At 44.8% G+C, this 16,652-nt stretch carries 14 protein-coding genes and 1 pseudogene; 4 read left to right on the top strand and 11 right to left on the bottom strand.

The features are described 5' to 3' along the window. Positions 1–16: 16 nt before the first annotated feature. Entirely contained in the window at positions 17–880 is an 864-nt protein-coding gene (locus WBM30_RS03345; protein WP_424899365.1) for an endonuclease/exonuclease/phosphatase family protein, read from the top strand. A gap of 189 nt (positions 881–1,069) precedes the next feature. On the opposite strand, the gene WBM30_RS03350 is transcribed toward WBM30_RS03345, so the two are convergent. Beyond that, positions 1,070–2,434: a sensor histidine kinase gene (locus tag WBM30_RS03350; protein ID WP_424899366.1), complete on the bottom strand. Its 1,365-nt coding sequence runs from the start codon at positions 2,432–2,434 to the stop codon at positions 1,070–1,072. Then, positions 2,431–3,114, bottom strand: coding sequence for a response regulator transcription factor (locus WBM30_RS03355; RefSeq protein WP_424899367.1), 684 nt, complete (start codon positions 3,112–3,114; stop codon positions 2,431–2,433). The genes WBM30_RS03350 and WBM30_RS03355 overlap by 4 nt, the downstream gene beginning before the upstream one ends. A 149-nt stretch (positions 3,115–3,263) precedes the next feature. Here WBM30_RS03355 and WBM30_RS03360 point away from each other — a divergent pair, with 149 nt between their 5' ends. Together WBM30_RS03360 and WBM30_RS03365 are read left to right on the top strand one after the other, a co-directional pair. Then, complete coding sequence (locus WBM30_RS03360) at positions 3,264–4,595, top strand: ferredoxin reductase family protein (protein ID WP_424899368.1); 1,332 nt, start codon at positions 3,264–3,266, stop codon at positions 4,593–4,595. A 218-nt stretch (positions 4,596–4,813) separates the two neighbouring features. After that, a pseudogene (locus WBM30_RS03365) lies at positions 4,814–5,041 on the top strand (cytochrome b5 domain-containing protein); the annotation flags it as partial. Positions 5,042–5,155: 114 nt separating this feature from the next. Here the strand turns inward: WBM30_RS03365 and WBM30_RS03370 are convergent. From WBM30_RS03370 to ftsH, 4 genes are all read right to left on the bottom strand, one after another. Next, the gene (locus WBM30_RS03370) at positions 5,156–5,650 is read right to left on the bottom strand and encodes a DUF6803 family protein (RefSeq protein WP_424899369.1); all 495 of its coding nucleotides are present in this window, start codon (positions 5,648–5,650) and stop codon (positions 5,156–5,158) included. 488 nt (positions 5,651–6,138) lie between these two features. Next, on the bottom strand, positions 6,139–6,453 hold the full coding sequence (locus WBM30_RS03375; protein WP_424899370.1) for a pyrimidine/purine nucleoside phosphorylase: 315 nt from the start codon (positions 6,451–6,453) through the stop codon (positions 6,139–6,141). 52 nt (positions 6,454–6,505) lie between these two features. Further along, on the bottom strand, positions 6,506–6,856 hold the full coding sequence (locus WBM30_RS03380) for a DUF2200 domain-containing protein (RefSeq protein WP_424899371.1): 351 nt from the start codon (positions 6,854–6,856) through the stop codon (positions 6,506–6,508). 251 nt (positions 6,857–7,107) lie between these two features. After that, positions 7,108–8,940: an ATP-dependent zinc metalloprotease FtsH gene (gene ftsH / locus WBM30_RS03385; protein WP_424899372.1), complete on the bottom strand. Its 1,833-nt coding sequence runs from the start codon at positions 8,938–8,940 to the stop codon at positions 7,108–7,110. A gap of 238 nt (positions 8,941–9,178) precedes the next feature. On the opposite strand from ftsH, the gene WBM30_RS03390 reads away from it, so the two are divergent. Then, positions 9,179–9,925: a DUF2087 domain-containing protein gene (locus WBM30_RS03390; RefSeq protein WP_424899373.1), complete on the top strand. Its 747-nt coding sequence runs from the start codon at positions 9,179–9,181 to the stop codon at positions 9,923–9,925. A 109-nt stretch (positions 9,926–10,034) separates the two neighbouring features. Here WBM30_RS03390 and WBM30_RS03395 read toward each other — a convergent pair whose 3' ends face one another. The 5 genes from WBM30_RS03395 to allD form a co-directional block, all read right to left on the bottom strand. Further along, entirely contained in the window at positions 10,035–11,282 is a 1,248-nt protein-coding gene (locus tag WBM30_RS03395; RefSeq protein WP_424899374.1) for an RtcB family protein, read from the bottom strand. 101 nt (positions 11,283–11,383) lie between these two features. Next, positions 11,384–12,025: a hypothetical protein gene (locus WBM30_RS03400; RefSeq protein ID WP_424899375.1), complete on the bottom strand. Its 642-nt coding sequence runs from the start codon at positions 12,023–12,025 to the stop codon at positions 11,384–11,386. Between the two features lie 298 nt (positions 12,026–12,323). Next, positions 12,324–14,090: an ammonium transporter gene (locus WBM30_RS03405; protein ID WP_424899376.1), complete on the bottom strand. Its 1,767-nt coding sequence runs from the start codon at positions 14,088–14,090 to the stop codon at positions 12,324–12,326. 748 nt (positions 14,091–14,838) lie between these two features. Then, positions 14,839–15,240 (bottom strand): hypothetical protein, encoded by a 402-nt coding sequence (locus WBM30_RS03410; protein ID WP_424899377.1) that lies wholly within the window; start codon positions 15,238–15,240, stop codon positions 14,839–14,841. Positions 15,241–15,549: 309 nt separating this feature from the next. Beyond that, complete coding sequence (gene allD / locus WBM30_RS03415) at positions 15,550–16,641, bottom strand: ureidoglycolate dehydrogenase (protein WP_424899378.1); 1,092 nt, start codon at positions 16,639–16,641, stop codon at positions 15,550–15,552. Positions 16,642–16,652 lie beyond the last annotated feature (11 nt).

Below are 16,652 nucleotides of genomic sequence, written 5' to 3' on the forward strand. Positions count from 1 at the left end.
GAAGTGAACTGTTCCAATGAAATTATTGACCTTGAACACGCATAGTTGGATGGAACCCAACTCTAAACAAAAAATGACGTACCTTGCCCAGCATATAGCCGCCGAACAATATGATGTAATTGCCTTCCAAGAAGTCAACCAATCCCGTTTTGCTCCGAAAGCCCATGTGAAGGATGATCCTTACTATTTTCCAGCAAAGAAAAGGCCAGCCATCCATAAAAATAACTTCGCATTCGTCCTGCAACAAACTCTTTTAAAAATGGGGACTTCCTATTATTGGACCTGGTTCCCCTGCCATTTGGGTTATCGGCTGTATGATGAAGGTGTGGCAATCTTCTCCCTCCATCCCATCGAAGAAATCCACGGGTACGTGATTTCATCCAAAACTCACTATTTTTCGCAAAAACGGCGCGGCGTGGCGGGCATTGAAATAACAAATAATAATGAGCGTATGCTGTTCTACTCCTGCCATTTGTCGGGATGGCAGGATAAAAAAAAGAATTCCTTCATGCAGGAATGGTTACGGCTGGAAAGTACACTGACTACCCTTCATCCTGATCAAAAGATTGTATTATTGGGTGACTTCAACGCTTCCGCCAATCGGCGCGGCAAGGGCTATGACTGGATTACAAATGTGTCCGGCTGGCACGATACCTATGCATTAGCCCCTGTCCCAAAGGGGAAATTCACTTTCCCCTCCTATCAGACAGGCTCAATCCATCCGAAGCAACACCCCCGACGGATCGACTATATCCTATGCAATTACAAGCCCATCGTTCTATCCGCTGAAATCATCTTCGACGGGAAGGATACCCCGCTCATCTCTGACCATTGCGGCCTAAAGGTATACTTGGACACAGCCGCGCTCCCGCGGTTTTGACGCTGCAGAGAGCAAGGGATACCAACTGGCGCCTTAAGTTTGAACACAAAAATGCCTAATCCTGAAAAAATGTGGGATTAGGCATTTCTTTGCGTGCTTTGAGAATAACTCGCATTCCTTGATTGTGTAACGAGACTTGTAGGAAAAACCACAATCCCCACAGCAATATAAAGCCATTATCTTCTGACGTTATTGATTTTTAGTTACTGTTTTAACTGTAGTCATCATAGGAAACCGGATAAAGAATGTCGTTTCCTTTCCCGCAATACTTTGTACATCGATTTCCCCATTATGCGCATGCATAATGTCTTGACAGATAGCCAAACCTAATCCCGTCCCTCCGCTTTCGCGCGAACGATCGGTGTCTACACGGTAAAAGCGATCAAAGATAAGCGGCAGATGTTTCTCAGCAATACCCTCACCGTAATCGGTGATTGCCATGACGACCTTTTCATTTTCTTGGTAGGTGTGGATCATGATCGGCGTCTTCGGATCGGAATGGAAAATGGCATTCTGGACGATGTTTAAAATAACCTGCTCGATTTTTTTGCGGTTCATCAGAACATTCGGTATCCCACCCACCGTCAGCTTCAGTTCCCGCCCCTCTTGGATCATCTTTAACAAGGGGTACAGGTCCTTTAGAACATCATTGAGGTTCAGTTCATCTTTCCCCATTTGTACCTTCCGATCCAATTTTGAAAGTTCCAGCAATTCGTTCACAATATACGTCAAACGTTTCGTCTGATCAAGCATGCTTTCCAGAGAATAGCGTATCTTTTCAGGATTATCTAGTTTTCCCCGCAACAGAATTTCCGAATAGCCCTGGATTGTCGTCAGCGGCGTTTTTAACTCATGCGATGCATCGGAAACGAATTGCTGCAATTTATGCTGATTCTCTTCAATGAGCTGAAAGGAATCATGCAGCCTTACTTTCAGCTCATTGGTCGAATCCACCAGTTTGGCTATATCCGCTTGCGCATCTGCGATAACTATCGGTTCATCCAGATTGTCGACGGAAACCTCAGAAACCGAGGCAATGACGCTATCCAAAGGAGCCAGCGTTTTCCTCAACATACGCCCATAGAACCGCCAAGCCAAAAATAGAATGACGATGCTGGCAATCACATAAATAATCAGCTGGGTAAGCATCAACTCCACCGACTCGTGGATGGAATAGATGATTTCTATGGTCCCGATCGCTTTCCCCTCATAATATACAGGCTCAGTGTATGCTGCTGTCTCTTTATTTTTTAAAAATAGTCGGTTGGTGTGGATTATTTGCTTTTCTCCGGAGCTCGCATAAAAAACGATGTTCGCATCTGAGGCGAAATTCTCGGCAATCTCTGACGCTTCTTTAGCCAACTGCTCTCCTTCACCGAGCAGGTCAGGTGTTTGCTGTAGGGCCTGCAGATAGCTCTCCACTTCCATTTTCCTTTGATTTTCGGTGTAGAGATAAATCAAGGTTGTTTGCAAAAAACCGATGATCCCCAAAAACAGCAGCAGCAACTGCATGCTTCTCTGGAACAGTTGCTTGTTTAAGCTTTTCGTTTTCATCCTTCCACATCCAATTTATAGCCGAATCCGCGTTCGGTTTTGATGTAGCGGTGCGACGTATCCTGCAGCTTTTCCCTTAAGTTGCGGATATAAACTTCCACCACATTCGAACTGCTGAAATAATCATAGCCCCATACTTTATTCATGATGGTCTCCTTCGAAATGACGATGTTCACGTTATCGAACAACAAGCACATCAGCTTGTACTCCGTTGGGGTCAGATCAAGCTTTTCATTCTCGAACGTAATCTCATGGCGGGCATCATCGACCGAAAAAGGCCCCTTGCGGATGACTGTATTCTTTTGTGGGAAACGGCTATTAAGGCGGACTTCCATCCGCGTCAGCAGCTCCAGAAAACTGAATGGCTTGGCCAGATAATCATCTGCTCCGGTTTTCAATCCTTTTACCGTATCTTCCGCCTGGTCCTTCGCGGTCAGCATGATGATGACAACATCATATTTCTGCTTCAGCATACGGCAGCATTCATAGCCATCCATGCCCGGCAGCATCACATCCAAAATGACAATGTCAAAAGGATTTGCATGCATCTTTGTCAGCGCCATCATACCGTCCTTTGCCGTTTCCACACTGTATCCTTCGTCTTCCAGCCCCATCGTCAAAAAATCGCGGATGCTCTTTTCGTCATCCACCACCAAAACGCGCGTTTTCTTCCCATCCATTGCGTTCACCTCTTTACTTCATTGTAGCACGCTTCCGTTTGCTCACAGAACGAAAAATAGCATTTTCAGCTAATCTTCAGCTTACCTTCATACCATCCTAAATTTCCTTATCTATAATAAATATAAATAAGAAATCGGAGGAAACACATATGAAAAGAAAAGTGATTCAATATATGATTCTCGCCATTTATTTTTTGAGCCCTGTACCCATTGCCTTTATTTCGCTAAAAGGGCTAAATTTCAGTCTCGCAGCTCCTGCTTTTATCGGTATCATCAGCTACACTTGGCTGTTATCAGAACTGATAACGGCCGCAAGACCCAAATTCATCGAAAAATACTTCAGCCTAGATAAGTTCCATCGCTTCCACGGTATCATGGCTATCGTTGCTCTGGCTCTGGGCTTAATGCATAAAGAATGGGCTAGTTTCGCTTGGGGTGAGTTTGAATTTTCGACTGTCTTCGGGGATTTTGCCATCATGCTGTTCCTGCTGCTGACTGTATTTTCCGTATTCTTCATGACCAACTGGCTAGGGAAAATCAAAATAATCAAGATGGTGAAGGATACATTAGGCAATTTTTTCTTCTCCAAATACAGCGTCATGAAGTTCCTGCATAATTTCAATATCGTTGCCATCATCGCGCTTTCTGTGCATGTCATCACCATCGCCTACTTGGTTCGGGGCGATATGACTTTGACTATGTTGTACGCCCTATATTTCATCATTTCTTTGGGCTTCTATGTGTACCATAAGCTGATCCGGCCTATTTTATTGAAGAAAAATATTTATACCATAACCGATGTGGTGAATGAGAACGATCAGATTGTCAGCTTGACGCTGGCAGCTGAAAACGGACGGCTCTTTGATTACAAGGCTGGACAATTCATCTATTTAAGAGTGCTGGATGGAAACTATAGTTTTGAAGAACACCCATTTTCTTTGACTTCCGCACCGGAAAATCCGCGTGCCCTTTCCGTATCGATCAAGGACTCGGGAGACTATACGCACATTATGCAACGCATCAAGGCAGGGACGAAAGTGACCGTCGAAGGTCCTTATGGCGGCTTAGGGCAACCACTAGAAGACATCCAAAGCACGGATAAAAGCCTCGTGCTGTTCGCCGGCGGTGTCGGTATTACACCTATGTTAGGCATCTTGGAAAGCCTGCGCAAAAAAAATGCAAAAAATAAAGCGGTGCTCATCTGGAGTTTACGCAACGAGAATGAACTTGCCTATGCAGCGGAACTAGCTTCTTTCCAGAAAGATATGCCCAATTTCACCTTCGTTCCTTTTTATTCAACCCATAACGGCTACTTGGATGCGGAAAAAACCGAAGCCATTTGCGAATCCGCTGAAGTTCCCTATACCACCAGCGAATTTATCCTTTGCGGTCCCAAAGGATTCATGCACACCATTGAATCGGCGCTGGTTTCTAAAAATGTCCCAAAACAAAAAATCCACTTCGAGTCATTTGGATTGTAAAGAATGACGAAAGTACAAAAAAAGGAGAAACTAAAATGAAAAACAACAACAAAGCAAAAATGATCAGCCTCTTACTCGGTGCAGGCTTACTTTTCGGGGCCTGCGGAACGACACCGGCAGCCACCAACGCAAGTGTCGCTGTCAGTTCATCCGTTACATCCTCGGAAGCTGCATCGTCATCCAGCGCCGCTGCCTCTTCAAGTAGCCAAGCGAATGCAAAAACCTTTACCCTAGATGAATTAGCACAGTATGACGGAAAGAATGGGAATGACGCCTATGTCGCCGTTGACGGCACCGTCTACGACGTCACCAATGAATCTCAATGGCAAAATGGGAACCATCATGGGGTACAGGCGGGTACTGACTGCACCACCGCCATCAGCCATTCTCCGCATGGCAGCTCCGTTTTGGATGGGCTACCGATTGTCGGTACATTAACGGAATAAACCAAAAATTCTGGTTATCAGCCGCATACCGACTAGAAAAAGAAAGACTGACCAAGGCCTCAATATGCCCGGGTCAGTCTTTCTTTTTGTATTATTTTTGGAGAATCTTGCTTATTATTGCAACATACTTGGCATCACAGCCATACTGTCGATGATTTCAGGATTCACCATGCCGAAAATCATGGCAATATGGGCAACGACCAGGAAGCCACCGACCAGCATGAAGTGGATTTTCATCTTCTCTTCATCGGTTTTATTCTTGAATATTATACCCAGTTCCATTAATGCAATCGGCAAAAGGAACAGGACACCGCTCAAGTAGAAGCCCCCTGCCACAACGTCGACCCACGTATGCCAACCGTTTGTGGTAGTCAATGGGATTACCGCGTTAAACAATAGGTAGAAGAAAATACCCGTAAAATAGAAGCCGGCAAAGACTCCGACGACCTTATTCAAAGACCTCAGTCCACCCGATTTTACCCTGTCAAAAATAATGAAAAATTCTGAAATCGTCAACGTCTCCGCGCATATCACAGGGATGGCCATGAAAATGATCAGATTCCAAGGCTGATTTGAAGCTAATAAAGACATATAATGAGTCATGTTCATTTTTGTTTCCTCCTCAAAGGATAATAACTAAAAATTGATAGTCTTAATATACCGAACAAATGTGTAGATTGGATGGAGATTTGGCATCTTCATCTGAGCTACATAATGAACTGATATTCTGTATTTGTAGCAAAAAAATCCGGAAAGAGGGGTCCAAATCATGCTGACAATACAATTTATTATTTCAATAGTGCTTGTTCTCGTCTTAGTGAGGTTTATCATGAATACAATCCGAAACCATGATTCTATTTTGAGAGCCGATGTGAAGCGACTACGGTCTGAAAATGAAGCTTTGAGGAAAGAGCTTCTCAAAAGCGGAATCGTTGAATATATTTAACAGCTGAAAATCGATAATGAAACAATCTTTGTCCGTACACTATAAAAAACCAGCCTGAAAACGGAAGTTCGAATTTCCGTTTTCAGGCTGGTTTATTTTGTTGAAATCAATTGATTTACCTGCACTGTGTTACACACGTGAGGCCTCAATTCTAGTCGTTTTTGTATGAGCAGCAATAGTCCACATACTTCTCTACGATCATTTTGAATGAAGAATTTGCGGGAACGACATAGCTTTGGCCTTTGCTGTAGAGTGTGTATTCCGTTTCACCCAGAAGCATGACCGACATGTCGCCGCCCAAGACTTCCATGATTTCCTCAGCATCGGTGTTGAATTCGTACTCGCCTGCCAACATGAAGCCCAACGTTTTTTTCTCTCCACTTTCGAACAGAACCGTTCTGCTGGTCACTTTCCCGTCAAAATACACATTTGCTTCTTTGATCACTGTAACATTTTTGAATTCCATCCTAGTTCCTCCATTAGCTTGATTAATTTTATGTTTTTCTTGCGTGTATAACCTATTTCCTCAGTATTTTCTCTATGGCCTTGCCTTTTGCCAACTCGTCGATCAACTTATCCAGATAACGGATCTTTTGCATAAGTTTGTCCTCGATCTCTTCGACGCGGTAACCGCAAATGACCCCTGTGATAAGCGAAACATTTGGATTCAGTTCTGGTGCTTGTTCAAAGAAGGTTTCAAAATCGATTTTATTATCCAACAGTTGTTGCAGAGTCGTCTCATCATAACCGGTCAGCCAGAAAATGATTTCATCGACTTCTTCTTTCGTGCGGCCTTTTTTCTCGGCCTTCTGGATATACAACGGATAGACGCTGGCAAAAGACATCCCAAATATTCTCGTATTTTTCATGCTGTCCCCCTTCTGAATCTTCCTGAAGCATTGATTGATGCTTATGATTTTTATTATGCCATAAATCGTAGAAAAGCTCATCATTTATTGGCAAGAAAATCCGCAAGCACGTCGTCAAATTGATGTGCTTGCGGATTGTTTTTTGATAATCCATTTTTGACTCATTTGCTGCCCTTGTGCAAAAGCAAGCATTTTCCTCTCCCTCTTTTCCGAGCCTTCACTAATACGAATTCTGGATATCTCATGATTCCTCATTCTTCTTTCATCAGCATTTCCATGAATTCCTCGCCGGTCATGGTTTCTTTTTCGAGCAGATAGTTTGCAAGTTCATGCGTTTTCGGTAAGTTTTCTCTGATGATTTCCTTAGCTTTTTCATGAGCGAATTTGATGATGCGCAAAACCTCATCATCTATTTTCGCAGAGGTTTCATTCGATACGAGTGAGGTCACATCGGTTCCCAGATAAGGATTGTTGATTGTTTCCAAGGCCATCATGTCGAATTTTTCACTCATACCGTAGCGTGTGACCATCGCTCGTGCAATAGCCGTTGCGGCCTCTATGTCATTTTCTGCCCCGGAGGTGATCGTATTCAGGATGACTTCCTCGGCAGAGCGGCCGCCCATGTAGGTGATGATCTTATTCAGGAACTTTTCCCGGCTCATCAACAACTGATCCGTCTCTTCAGACTGCATCGTATAGCCGAGAACTCCGGATGTCCTTGGGATGATGCTGATTTTATTGACTGGTGCGGAATCAGTCTGTTTTGCGGCAACAATCGCATGCCCGATTTCGTGGTAGGCTATCGCCAGTTTATCTTCTTTCGAGAGAATCGCATTTTTCCGCTGGTATCCGGCCAGTATGATTTCCAACGCATACTCCAGATCGGATTGGTTTATCTTGCTGCGTCCTTCCTTTATAGCATGGAGAGCGCCTTCATTAATCAGATTGGCAAGATCTGCTCCGGAGCTGCCGGGTGTATCTCGGGCAATCTCTTTCAGATCGACATCTTCATCCATTTTAACGGATTTTGCATGAACCACCAGAACCGCTTCCCTTCCGGCAATATCCGGTAGTTCAAGGGGAATACGCCGGTCAAACCGTCCAGGCCTCAGCAACGCTTTGTCCAGAACTTCAGGTTTATTCGTTGCCGCCAGGATAACCACACCTTTTTCCGAGGAAAAACCATCCATTTCATTCAATAATTGATTGAGTGTCTGATCCCGCTCATCATTTCCGGTAATGCCCGACAGATTGCGGCTCTTGCCGATTGTATCGATTTCATCAATGAATACGATGCAGGGAGCTTTTGCCTGAGCTTGATCGAACAGATCCCTGACCCTTGCAGCTCCCACACCAACGAACATCTCCATAAATTCAGATCCCGATATCGAGAAAAAAGGCACTCTGGCTTCTCCCGCGACAGCTTTGGCAAGCAGTGTTTTACCGGTCCCTGGAGGTCCGACAAGCAGAATCCCTTTTGGCATCTTGGCCCCGATTTCCCGGTATTTTTCGGGATTATGCAGAAAATCGATTACCTCCCACAGCGCTTCCTTCGCTTCGTCCTGTCCCGCTACGTCCGTAAATGTTTTTCCGGTTTCAGATTCAGCATATATTTTGACATTGCTTTTGCCAAATTTCATTTCGCTGCCGACTCCCCCGACTCTTCCCTGCAGCCTGCGCATCATGAATCCCCAGAATACATACAGTAGCGCCAGAGGCAGAATCCAGATCAGGAAAAAATTGACAAGCGGAGAGCTTTCTTCGACAATCTCTTTCTCAAACTTTACATCAGTCAGCAGCAGCCGGTCAGTAAGCTGAGGATCCTCCATCCTGCCGGTAATGAAGGTGCTCTCTACCCCTTCATCGTCCAGCGCTGTGAATTCTATCCGGTTTTCCTCTACGAGGACTGACTCTACACCGCCTTCTTCCACCATTGTGACAAATGTCTTATAATCCACTTCCGTTACCGCATTTTCATCCACACCGGGAAAATTAAAAAAATTCAGCACAATCAGAAAAATTGCAGTTGTCACAGCAAAATTCAACCATTGTCTATTGACTTTAGGGGGCATTTTAGATTCCATCAGCTTATTCCTCCCCTTCTTAAAAAAGCACAGTTCTTCTACACTCATTATCCCAGAAAAATAGGATATTACAAAAATTAGGCAGCTTTTGAATTCCAATTTTGCGACTACCTGTTTGGCTTGGAAAGTTAAACCTATCCCAAACCCAATATTTAATAAACAAAAACACATTTAGTTTACAAATTAAATAACATATTATATAATTGTTTACAAATAACGAAGGTAGGAGGATGGTTTTATGATTGACAACAGCACATTATTAGAATTACAGAACGGCTATCGATTTGATCAGCATGCTAAAAGCTACGCCTGCTTATTTTGTCGTCAAACCTACCAACAGGGCATCATCTATCCAATGGGAGAGGTGCTTTATGAAGCGGAAAAGGCTACGCTCGTACACATACAGCAATCGCATGGCTCTGTTTTCGAAACATTGATTCAATTAGATAAAAAATATACAGGATTATCTGACATCCAAAGGGAAATGCTACAGCTGTTTCATAAAGGACTATCCGATAAGGAAATATTGGAGCGGTCTTCTTCGGGAAGTATCTCGACCATTCGTCAACATCGATTCAAGCTGAAGGAAAAGGAAAGGCAGGCAAAAATTTTTCTTGCGCTGATGGCCAACCTGGAAAACAGCAGAGTACCCATGAAAGATAGCCATATTAACAAGGAGGAAATAGTAGTGGATTCACGCTATGGTATTACAGAAAATGAACGGGAAAAAGTACTGCAAACATATTTCAAAAACGGATTAGATGGGGCAGTGGATATTTTCCCAAGCAAGGAAAAACGAAAAATTATGGTGCTGCAGCATATTTTGAAGCGTTTTGATCAAGGCAAGAAATATTCTGAAAAGGAAGTCAACGACATCATTAAAACGGCTCACGATGATTATGTGACGGTGCGCCGCTATTTTATTGAATATGGATTTATGGATCGTAATAGCGATGGCTCACAGTACTGGGTTATCACTGATTAACGTTGATTTTTACAGTTATTTCCGCGTAATTGTATAAAAAAGGAAATGGCCGTCTCGAAATGAGACGGCCTCTTCTTTGACATATTTTTTACTGTTTTGCGATCACCGGCTATCCTTTCACAACCCCCAACGTTTCCAGTTTGCGGATAGGCTCAATCAAATCCAGTTCATTGGCGATGACAAAATCGAGGTCTTTATAGGCAAACCGGGCTTCTTCCCCTAAATCGCGCTTCCTTATCTTCCCCAGGAAAATCCCCTTCGATTCAAGGTCGAGGATTGTGTCCTCGACACTGAACTTTCCCATCGCCTCTTTCCTGCTCATCTGGCGTCCGGCTCCGTGCGAGCACGAGTGAAAACTCTCCGAATTCCCTTTCCCTTTGACCAAATAGGAACTCGTCCCCATTGCGCCTGGGATGATCCCCCATTCTCCTTCCCTGACCCGGATGGCCCCTTTCCGATGAACCCAGACCATCTTCTCGGCATGTTCTTCATAAGCGGCATAATTATGGTGGCAGTCGATCGGTTCGGATAGTTCAATCTCGGTAAAATCTGCATGTTCAGCAACCAGATTACGAATGATTTCGATGACAATCCCCGTAATTTTCGCCCTGTTCTCTTTGGCGAACGCCATGGCAAACTCCATCCATCGGATATATTCCTTTCCGATGTCACTGTCCGTCGGTAGATAGGCCAAATTCCACTCTGGAGGAACGGGTGAATGCTGCTGTATGTTCAGTTGCTTCGCCTTATCATCAAAATAATGACAGACAGCATCCCCGATATTCCGCGAACCGGTATGGACCATCACGCCTACCAATCCCTGTTCATCTGTTTGCAGCTCGATAAAGTGATTCCCGCCGCCGAGCGTTCCTGCTTGGAAATAGGCTTCATTCAACACATGGGCAAGTTCCTTGGTTGCTCCCACCTTTTCCTGTTCTTCCAGATACCAAGAAAACTGCTGGACAACATTGCTTGCTTGTTTGCGTTTGTGCTTCTCATAGCCGTTCGGAACGCTGCGCAAAATAGTGTTGACGATGGTTTGCGCCAATTTCCCATCGGGCGTCTCTTGTGTAATAAGGATTTCCGCTGGGATATTGGTTTGCACAAAAGTCATGCCGCAACCGATATCGGCCCCGACTGCATTCGGGACAATCATTCCTTCAGCAGCCAAGATGCCTCCGATGGGCATGCCGTACCCGGCGTGGGCATCCGGCATGAGGGCGATGTGTTGGTAGGCAAATGGCAGATTAGCCAGATTTTTTGCTTGCTCCAGACAAATTCTATCCAGTTGGCCAATATTCTCAAGCCAAATCTTGATCGGCACTTTCTGTTCAGATGGTTCATATAGCGTAAACATGTTTCATCCCCCATGCGTCGAAATTTGCACAAACAATAGCGTACTCGTTTCATCGGATAATTCTGCCAAGCCTTAGCGAGCATCATTTTTTCGGACACAAATTATTGCAGCTTCAGCATATTCACGAAGGCAGCGGGCACCGTTATGGTTTCTCCAATGGTGGAATCATAGCTTATCGTCCCAGCCGCAGTGCCATAAAATTTGATAAGGGCATTTTCCGAAATTCCAGATTCGGTGATATTCGATTCATATCCCAGAAACATGACGGCTCCTTCCGTATCGTCAACCGCCACCAGCATTTGCGAAGAACCCTCGCCCTGCATCACTTGAATGACCCGCCCGGACATGGCTATCATTTCAGAATAATAAGCATCCGGTGTCTGGGCCAACTGATCGTAGGTAATATCCGTGCGGTAATTTTCAGGATTATTAAGTTTAGCTTCTGCTTCTGCCTGAGCTTTGGCTTGAGCTTGAGCTTCAGCATCAGCCTTGGCTTCCGCCGCTTGAACGGCAGCCTCTACCCGTTCAGCCGCCTCGGCTTGTTCAGTACTTTCTACAGCCGCCAGCTCTTCAAAGTTAGCTATTGCGGTTTTCGCTGCAGTATTGGATGCGTTTGTTTCCGCCGTATCCGTTCCCCCACCGAATACAGCCATCATCCCGACCACAACAACAAAAATCAACCAAAACCACCATTTCTTCAATAGTAGTATTCCGTTTGCATTATTGCGTGTTTTCTTAGCCAAGAAATCCACCTCCTGGATTCTGTTCCTTTATAAATCTGCTCGTTCGTGCACCCTTCCCCACCCCTTATTCCTGCGGCAAAAGGTCGCGATTTCTTCTATAAATATACATTCATTATACCGCCAAAGGGCATGGAAGCGGTATCGATACGGTATCTTGAATTTGCGTAGCTATTTTCTGAAATCGGAAAAAAGAAACGCTTGTCAGAATCAACCTCTGGCAAGCGCTTCGTTTTTTAATTTTGATGGACCTGAGACAAACTTTTCAACCTCTCGGTCCTTATATAGTACTTTAATTTGATCAGGAAGTCGCACGCAATAATTCTGAATCGCCATTGTACGTCAATGCTTGCGCCCCTTCTTCGCCGGTGCTTACGCGGATGACATTTTCAACATCATAGACAAATATTTTTCCGTCGCCGATATTCCCTGTATACAAAGCTTTTCTGGCAGTTTCGATCACTTGTTGAAGCGGCACGTTGCTGATCACGACTTCCACCCGGACTTTAGGCAACAGATCCGCATCGGTTTCTACCCCACGATAATAAGTCGTATGTCCTTTTTGCACGCCATAACCAAACACATTCACGACCGTCATACCAGTGATGCCAATGCCGTTCAATGCTTTTTTCAAATGATCGAATTTGCTTTCATTGATCAAGATTTCCACTTTGGTCATTTTACCCGTTTTATGTACCTTGTTGCTAGGAAGTGCTGTCGCGTGGTTTTCCACAACAACGGCTTCGTCCATAGCTACAACTTCTGTACCGAACTGCTTTTTCGGGAAAATGGCTGGACTAGCCGGAATGGCAACAGGTTCATGCGCACCAACAGCAAGTCCTGCAGCGCTGACCGAACCATAAGCCGTTTCACCATGCAAGGAATAATCCAAACCATCTTCCTCTTCCTCCTCGGATGCCCTTACCGGCATAACGAAGCTGATCAGTTTCAGGATGGCAAAGGAAATGATAGCTGAGTAGGCAGTAACCGCAACGATACTAATGATTTCAACGATCAGCAGTGTCGTGTTTCCGTCCACCAACCCACCGGTTATGTCAGGATTGATTGTGGATGTCGCGAAAATCCCGGCTGAGATGCCGCCCCAAATTCCGCCGACTCCGTGACAGCCAAACGCATCAAGTGCATCATCATAACCGATTCTCTTTTTCAATTCAGTGACAGCGAAGAAACAAAGTATCCCGCCGACGAAACCGATGAGCAACGCCGAGAATGGGCTGACGTAACCGGCACTTTGCGTAATCGAGCCAAGCCCGGCGATGATTCCGCTGACCAAGCCTAAAGCAGTCGGTCTCTTGTGCAGAACCCATTCGCACATGAGCCAGCTGAATCCAGCAGCTGCTCCTGATACGGTTGTTGTGATGAAGGCATTCATTGCAATACCGTTGATGCTGAGTGCGCTGCCGGCATTGAAGCCGAACCAGCCGAACAGCAATAGACCGGCGCCAATCATCGTCATCGGGATATTATGCGGTCGGACAGAGTCTTTGTTGGTTCTTTTTCCTACAAAGATTGCAGCCACAAGCGCTGAGATTCCAGCGCTGACATGAATGACCGTTCCGCCTGCGAAATCGAGGGCACCCATTTCACGGATCCAACCGCCGTTGCCCCATACCCAATGCGCGATCGGATCGTAGACTAAGGTTGTCCACAGCAATACAAATGCCAAGTACGCCGGAAATTTCATTCTTTCCGCAACGCTTCCGGAAATGATTGCAGGGGTGATGATCGCAAATGCCAATTGGAACATCATGAATAGCTGATGCGGGATTGTCGGAGCATAATCGACAGGTGCGAAACCAACATTTTTAAGAAAAGCAAATGAAAAGTCGCCGATGATTGCGTTGTCTCCTCCGAATGACAAGGAATAACCTAAAAGTATCCATTGTATTACCACAACTACAATAGCTGCATAACTATGCATGGTTGTGCTCAGAACATTTTTTGCTCTGACCATCCCTCCGTAAAATAAAGATAAAGCTGGGGTCATCAGCAGGACCATTACCGTTGCGAGGAACATGAAAGTCGTGTCCGCCATATTGATTTCCATTTTAATTGATCTCCTTTGATTTGAAATTTCTAATTTGTTCTTAACTCTGGAACAAATTATATAGTCCAAAAAGAAGATAGTCATTTCGATTCTCACAGCTAATGGGACTATATGTAACATGCAATTGGTATTATGCGCAAAAACATGATAACGCCGCCAAAAAAAATATATGACTTGCACCTATAGGAATACATCCTGAAATATAGGCTGGTTCGTTGCTTATATGCCCCGAAAATAGGGCTTCTGACTACAAATCGTGCACATGATGAGTGTTTTCTTTTCGTTGCATACCCTCCGCCAAGCTACGACCACTGTGTGAATAAGCTCACATAGGCTGTCACTTCCCGACAAAACAAACAGGTAAAAAAGCCTATAACATAAGCTTTTCCAGTGGCTTCTATCAATAAAATGGTGAATTTCAGAAAAAGTGAGGATATGGTGATTGGATGACATTATAGTGGACTTCCGGTTTTATCGATTTGTCCGTTTTTTTTGTTTTTTATCTAAAAAATGACTTCCGCATGGCAGTATTCCTGCTTATGGACGTCAGCTTTCGGCGTCATTCACTTTGAAATCGCAAATGATCTGGGCATACAAAAACGGAAAGCCCATTGTGGATTTTCCGCTTTATCGATTCTATTCTCTTTTTTTATAGTTTTTCGGTCTTTATAATTAGCATGCCTTCATACCAATATTTCTCTCAAAGAAATTTGGTGGAACTTACACTCTCTTAAATACTACCATCAATCTATGGTTTTGTTTTGCTGTCGACATAGGTAAAATCTTCTGTGCCAGATTCGACACCCAAGATGTAGCTGGTCTCTTTCATTGTTTCTCTATCCTCAGAGAATTCAATTTTTTTATCCTCTTCTCCGCCTTTAGAATCAGTCGTCTGGATGGTTATCGTGTTATCATCCTCATTGGACTCCACGACCACATAAGTCATTTCGATTTTCGTACCCTCATCATCCATTTCGATCAGTTCGGTTGCAGTGAAGTAATAATCCGGAGATCCCATAGTATTTACCCAGTGCCCTACCAACGCTTCCTCAACTGTTTTTGGTTCTCTCTCAACGGTTACGGTACAGCCTCCCAACAAAATGAGGCCGAATAGCACAAGCATGTAGATGACTATTTTGTTCCTTCTCATTTTTAACACTCCCTTATCTGTGTCATCCAAAGAAATAAAAGTGACAATGAAACTGGCACACCCGATAGAACCACTTTGTACTTGGATATTTTTTATCGTCCAATAGTGTCGTTTGCATCGTATTCGCACAAAAAGGAAGCGCTGTTATTTACAGACCCATTTTACCACAAACGATGCACTTCAGCGTATGAATAACACCTTCATCCACTTGAAGTCTTAAGATGATTCGGTCGGCAAGAAAAAGAGCCTCCACTTTCAAATAGGTACTGACTCTTAAATGAGACTTCTGTTTTTCTCTACGGCAAAAAATCAGTTAGCAAAGGGACTTAGCCCTTCATAGTTGTCATTGTGGATCACATCGGATTTCAGGTAATTGATGATCGATTCCGGAATTTCCACGCCTTGAGACTTGTTTCTCTCATAGCGCTCGTTGGATCCTTGACCGGGGTAGCGGACACTTGAAAAGCCCGCTGCTGGTTTGATGGCGTTCAATTCTTCCATCGTTTGGCTGATGTGCTGTCTGAAAGTATCGGCATCCCCAAAACGTGCTGGATCGAGGATTATGTAGAGTTGTCCCAGATTTCGGCCGGCATGCAGGTCATTGTACATGGAACTGACGTGTTTCCCGAAAGGCAAGTTCATCAGGACACCCGAAAAGATGTCGACCATCATCATCAGGCCATAACCTTTAGGGCCTGCGATGGGCATCAATCCCCTTACCGCATGCGGATCGGTTGTGGCTTGCCCGTTTTCGTCAACAGCCCAGTCTGCCGGTATTTCACGGCCTTTTGAGCGGGCATCCAGGATTTTTCCCCAGGCCTGTACAGTGGTCGCCATATCAAAAATCAGCGGCGTATCGTTTGCACTTGGCGCGCCGAAACCAATCGGATTGGTCCCGTAGTAGACTTCTGCGCCGCCAAAAGGCACTGCCATCGGGTCTGACTGGGTCATCGCCATGCCGGCCAATCCCGCTTCGGCAATTTTGCGCAAATAGTAGGACAAGGTGCCCGTATGCCCGCATCTCGACACGCCGACTACCGCCACACCGGATTCTTTCGCCATTTTGATGGCTGGTTCCAGGGCCAAGTTCGCCACGTACTGTCCTTGCGCATTATCCCCATGGAAAACGCCGGAGCTTTCCCCGGTTTTTTCGAATCTGATTTCAGGCTCCAAAGTGATGCCACCTTTATTGATACGTTCCGAATAATACTCCACCCGGACGGCGCCGTGGGAATGCACGCCGCATAAGTCCGCATACACCAAATGGTTCGCGGTTTCGGCAGCTTGGACTTCCGGCAAACCAGCTGCCTGGAGTTTGTTTTGGATCAATGCGTGCAACGCATCGGTAGTCACTTTGATTAATGTTTCTTCAGACAAAAAAATCCCTCCTTCATTTTCCATAGTGATAACCA

Source organism: Trichococcus sp. (genome assembly GCF_049684335.1).
Taxonomy (GTDB): Bacteria; Bacillota; Bacilli; order Lactobacillales; family Aerococcaceae; genus Trichococcus.

Coding starts and splice junctions, on each gene's coding strand:
- allD (WP_424899378.1), bottom strand. CDS start 16,641: ATGGAAAATGAAGGAGGGATTTTTTTGTCTGAAGAAACATTAATCAAA.
- WBM30_RS03360 (WP_424899368.1), top strand. CDS start 3,264: ATGAAAAGAAAAGTGATTCAATATATGATTCTCGCCATTTATTTTTTG.
- ftsH (WP_424899372.1), bottom strand. CDS start 8,940: ATGGAATCTAAAATGCCCCCTAAAGTCAATAGACAATGGTTGAATTTT.
- WBM30_RS03375 (WP_424899370.1), bottom strand. CDS start 6,453: ATGGAATTCAAAAATGTTACAGTGATCAAAGAAGCAAATGTGTATTTT.
- WBM30_RS03390 (WP_424899373.1), top strand. CDS start 9,179: ATGATTGACAACAGCACATTATTAGAATTACAGAACGGCTATCGATTT.
- WBM30_RS03405 (WP_424899376.1), bottom strand. CDS start 14,090: ATGGAAATCAATATGGCGGACACGACTTTCATGTTCCTCGCAACGGTA.
- WBM30_RS03350 (WP_424899366.1), bottom strand. CDS start 2,434: ATGAAAACGAAAAGCTTAAACAAGCAACTGTTCCAGAGAAGCATGCAG.
- WBM30_RS03370 (WP_424899369.1), bottom strand. CDS start 5,650: ATGAACATGACTCATTATATGTCTTTATTAGCTTCAAATCAGCCTTGG.
- WBM30_RS03345 (WP_424899365.1), top strand. CDS start 17: ATGAAATTATTGACCTTGAACACGCATAGTTGGATGGAACCCAACTCT.
- WBM30_RS03380 (WP_424899371.1), bottom strand. CDS start 6,856: ATGAAAAATACGAGAATATTTGGGATGTCTTTTGCCAGCGTCTATCCG.
- WBM30_RS03395 (WP_424899374.1), bottom strand. CDS start 11,282: ATGTTTACGCTATATGAACCATCTGAACAGAAAGTGCCGATCAAGATT.
- WBM30_RS03355 (WP_424899367.1), bottom strand. CDS start 3,114: ATGGATGGGAAGAAAACGCGCGTTTTGGTGGTGGATGACGAAAAGAGC.
- WBM30_RS03410 (WP_424899377.1), bottom strand. CDS start 15,240: ATGAGAAGGAACAAAATAGTCATCTACATGCTTGTGCTATTCGGCCTC.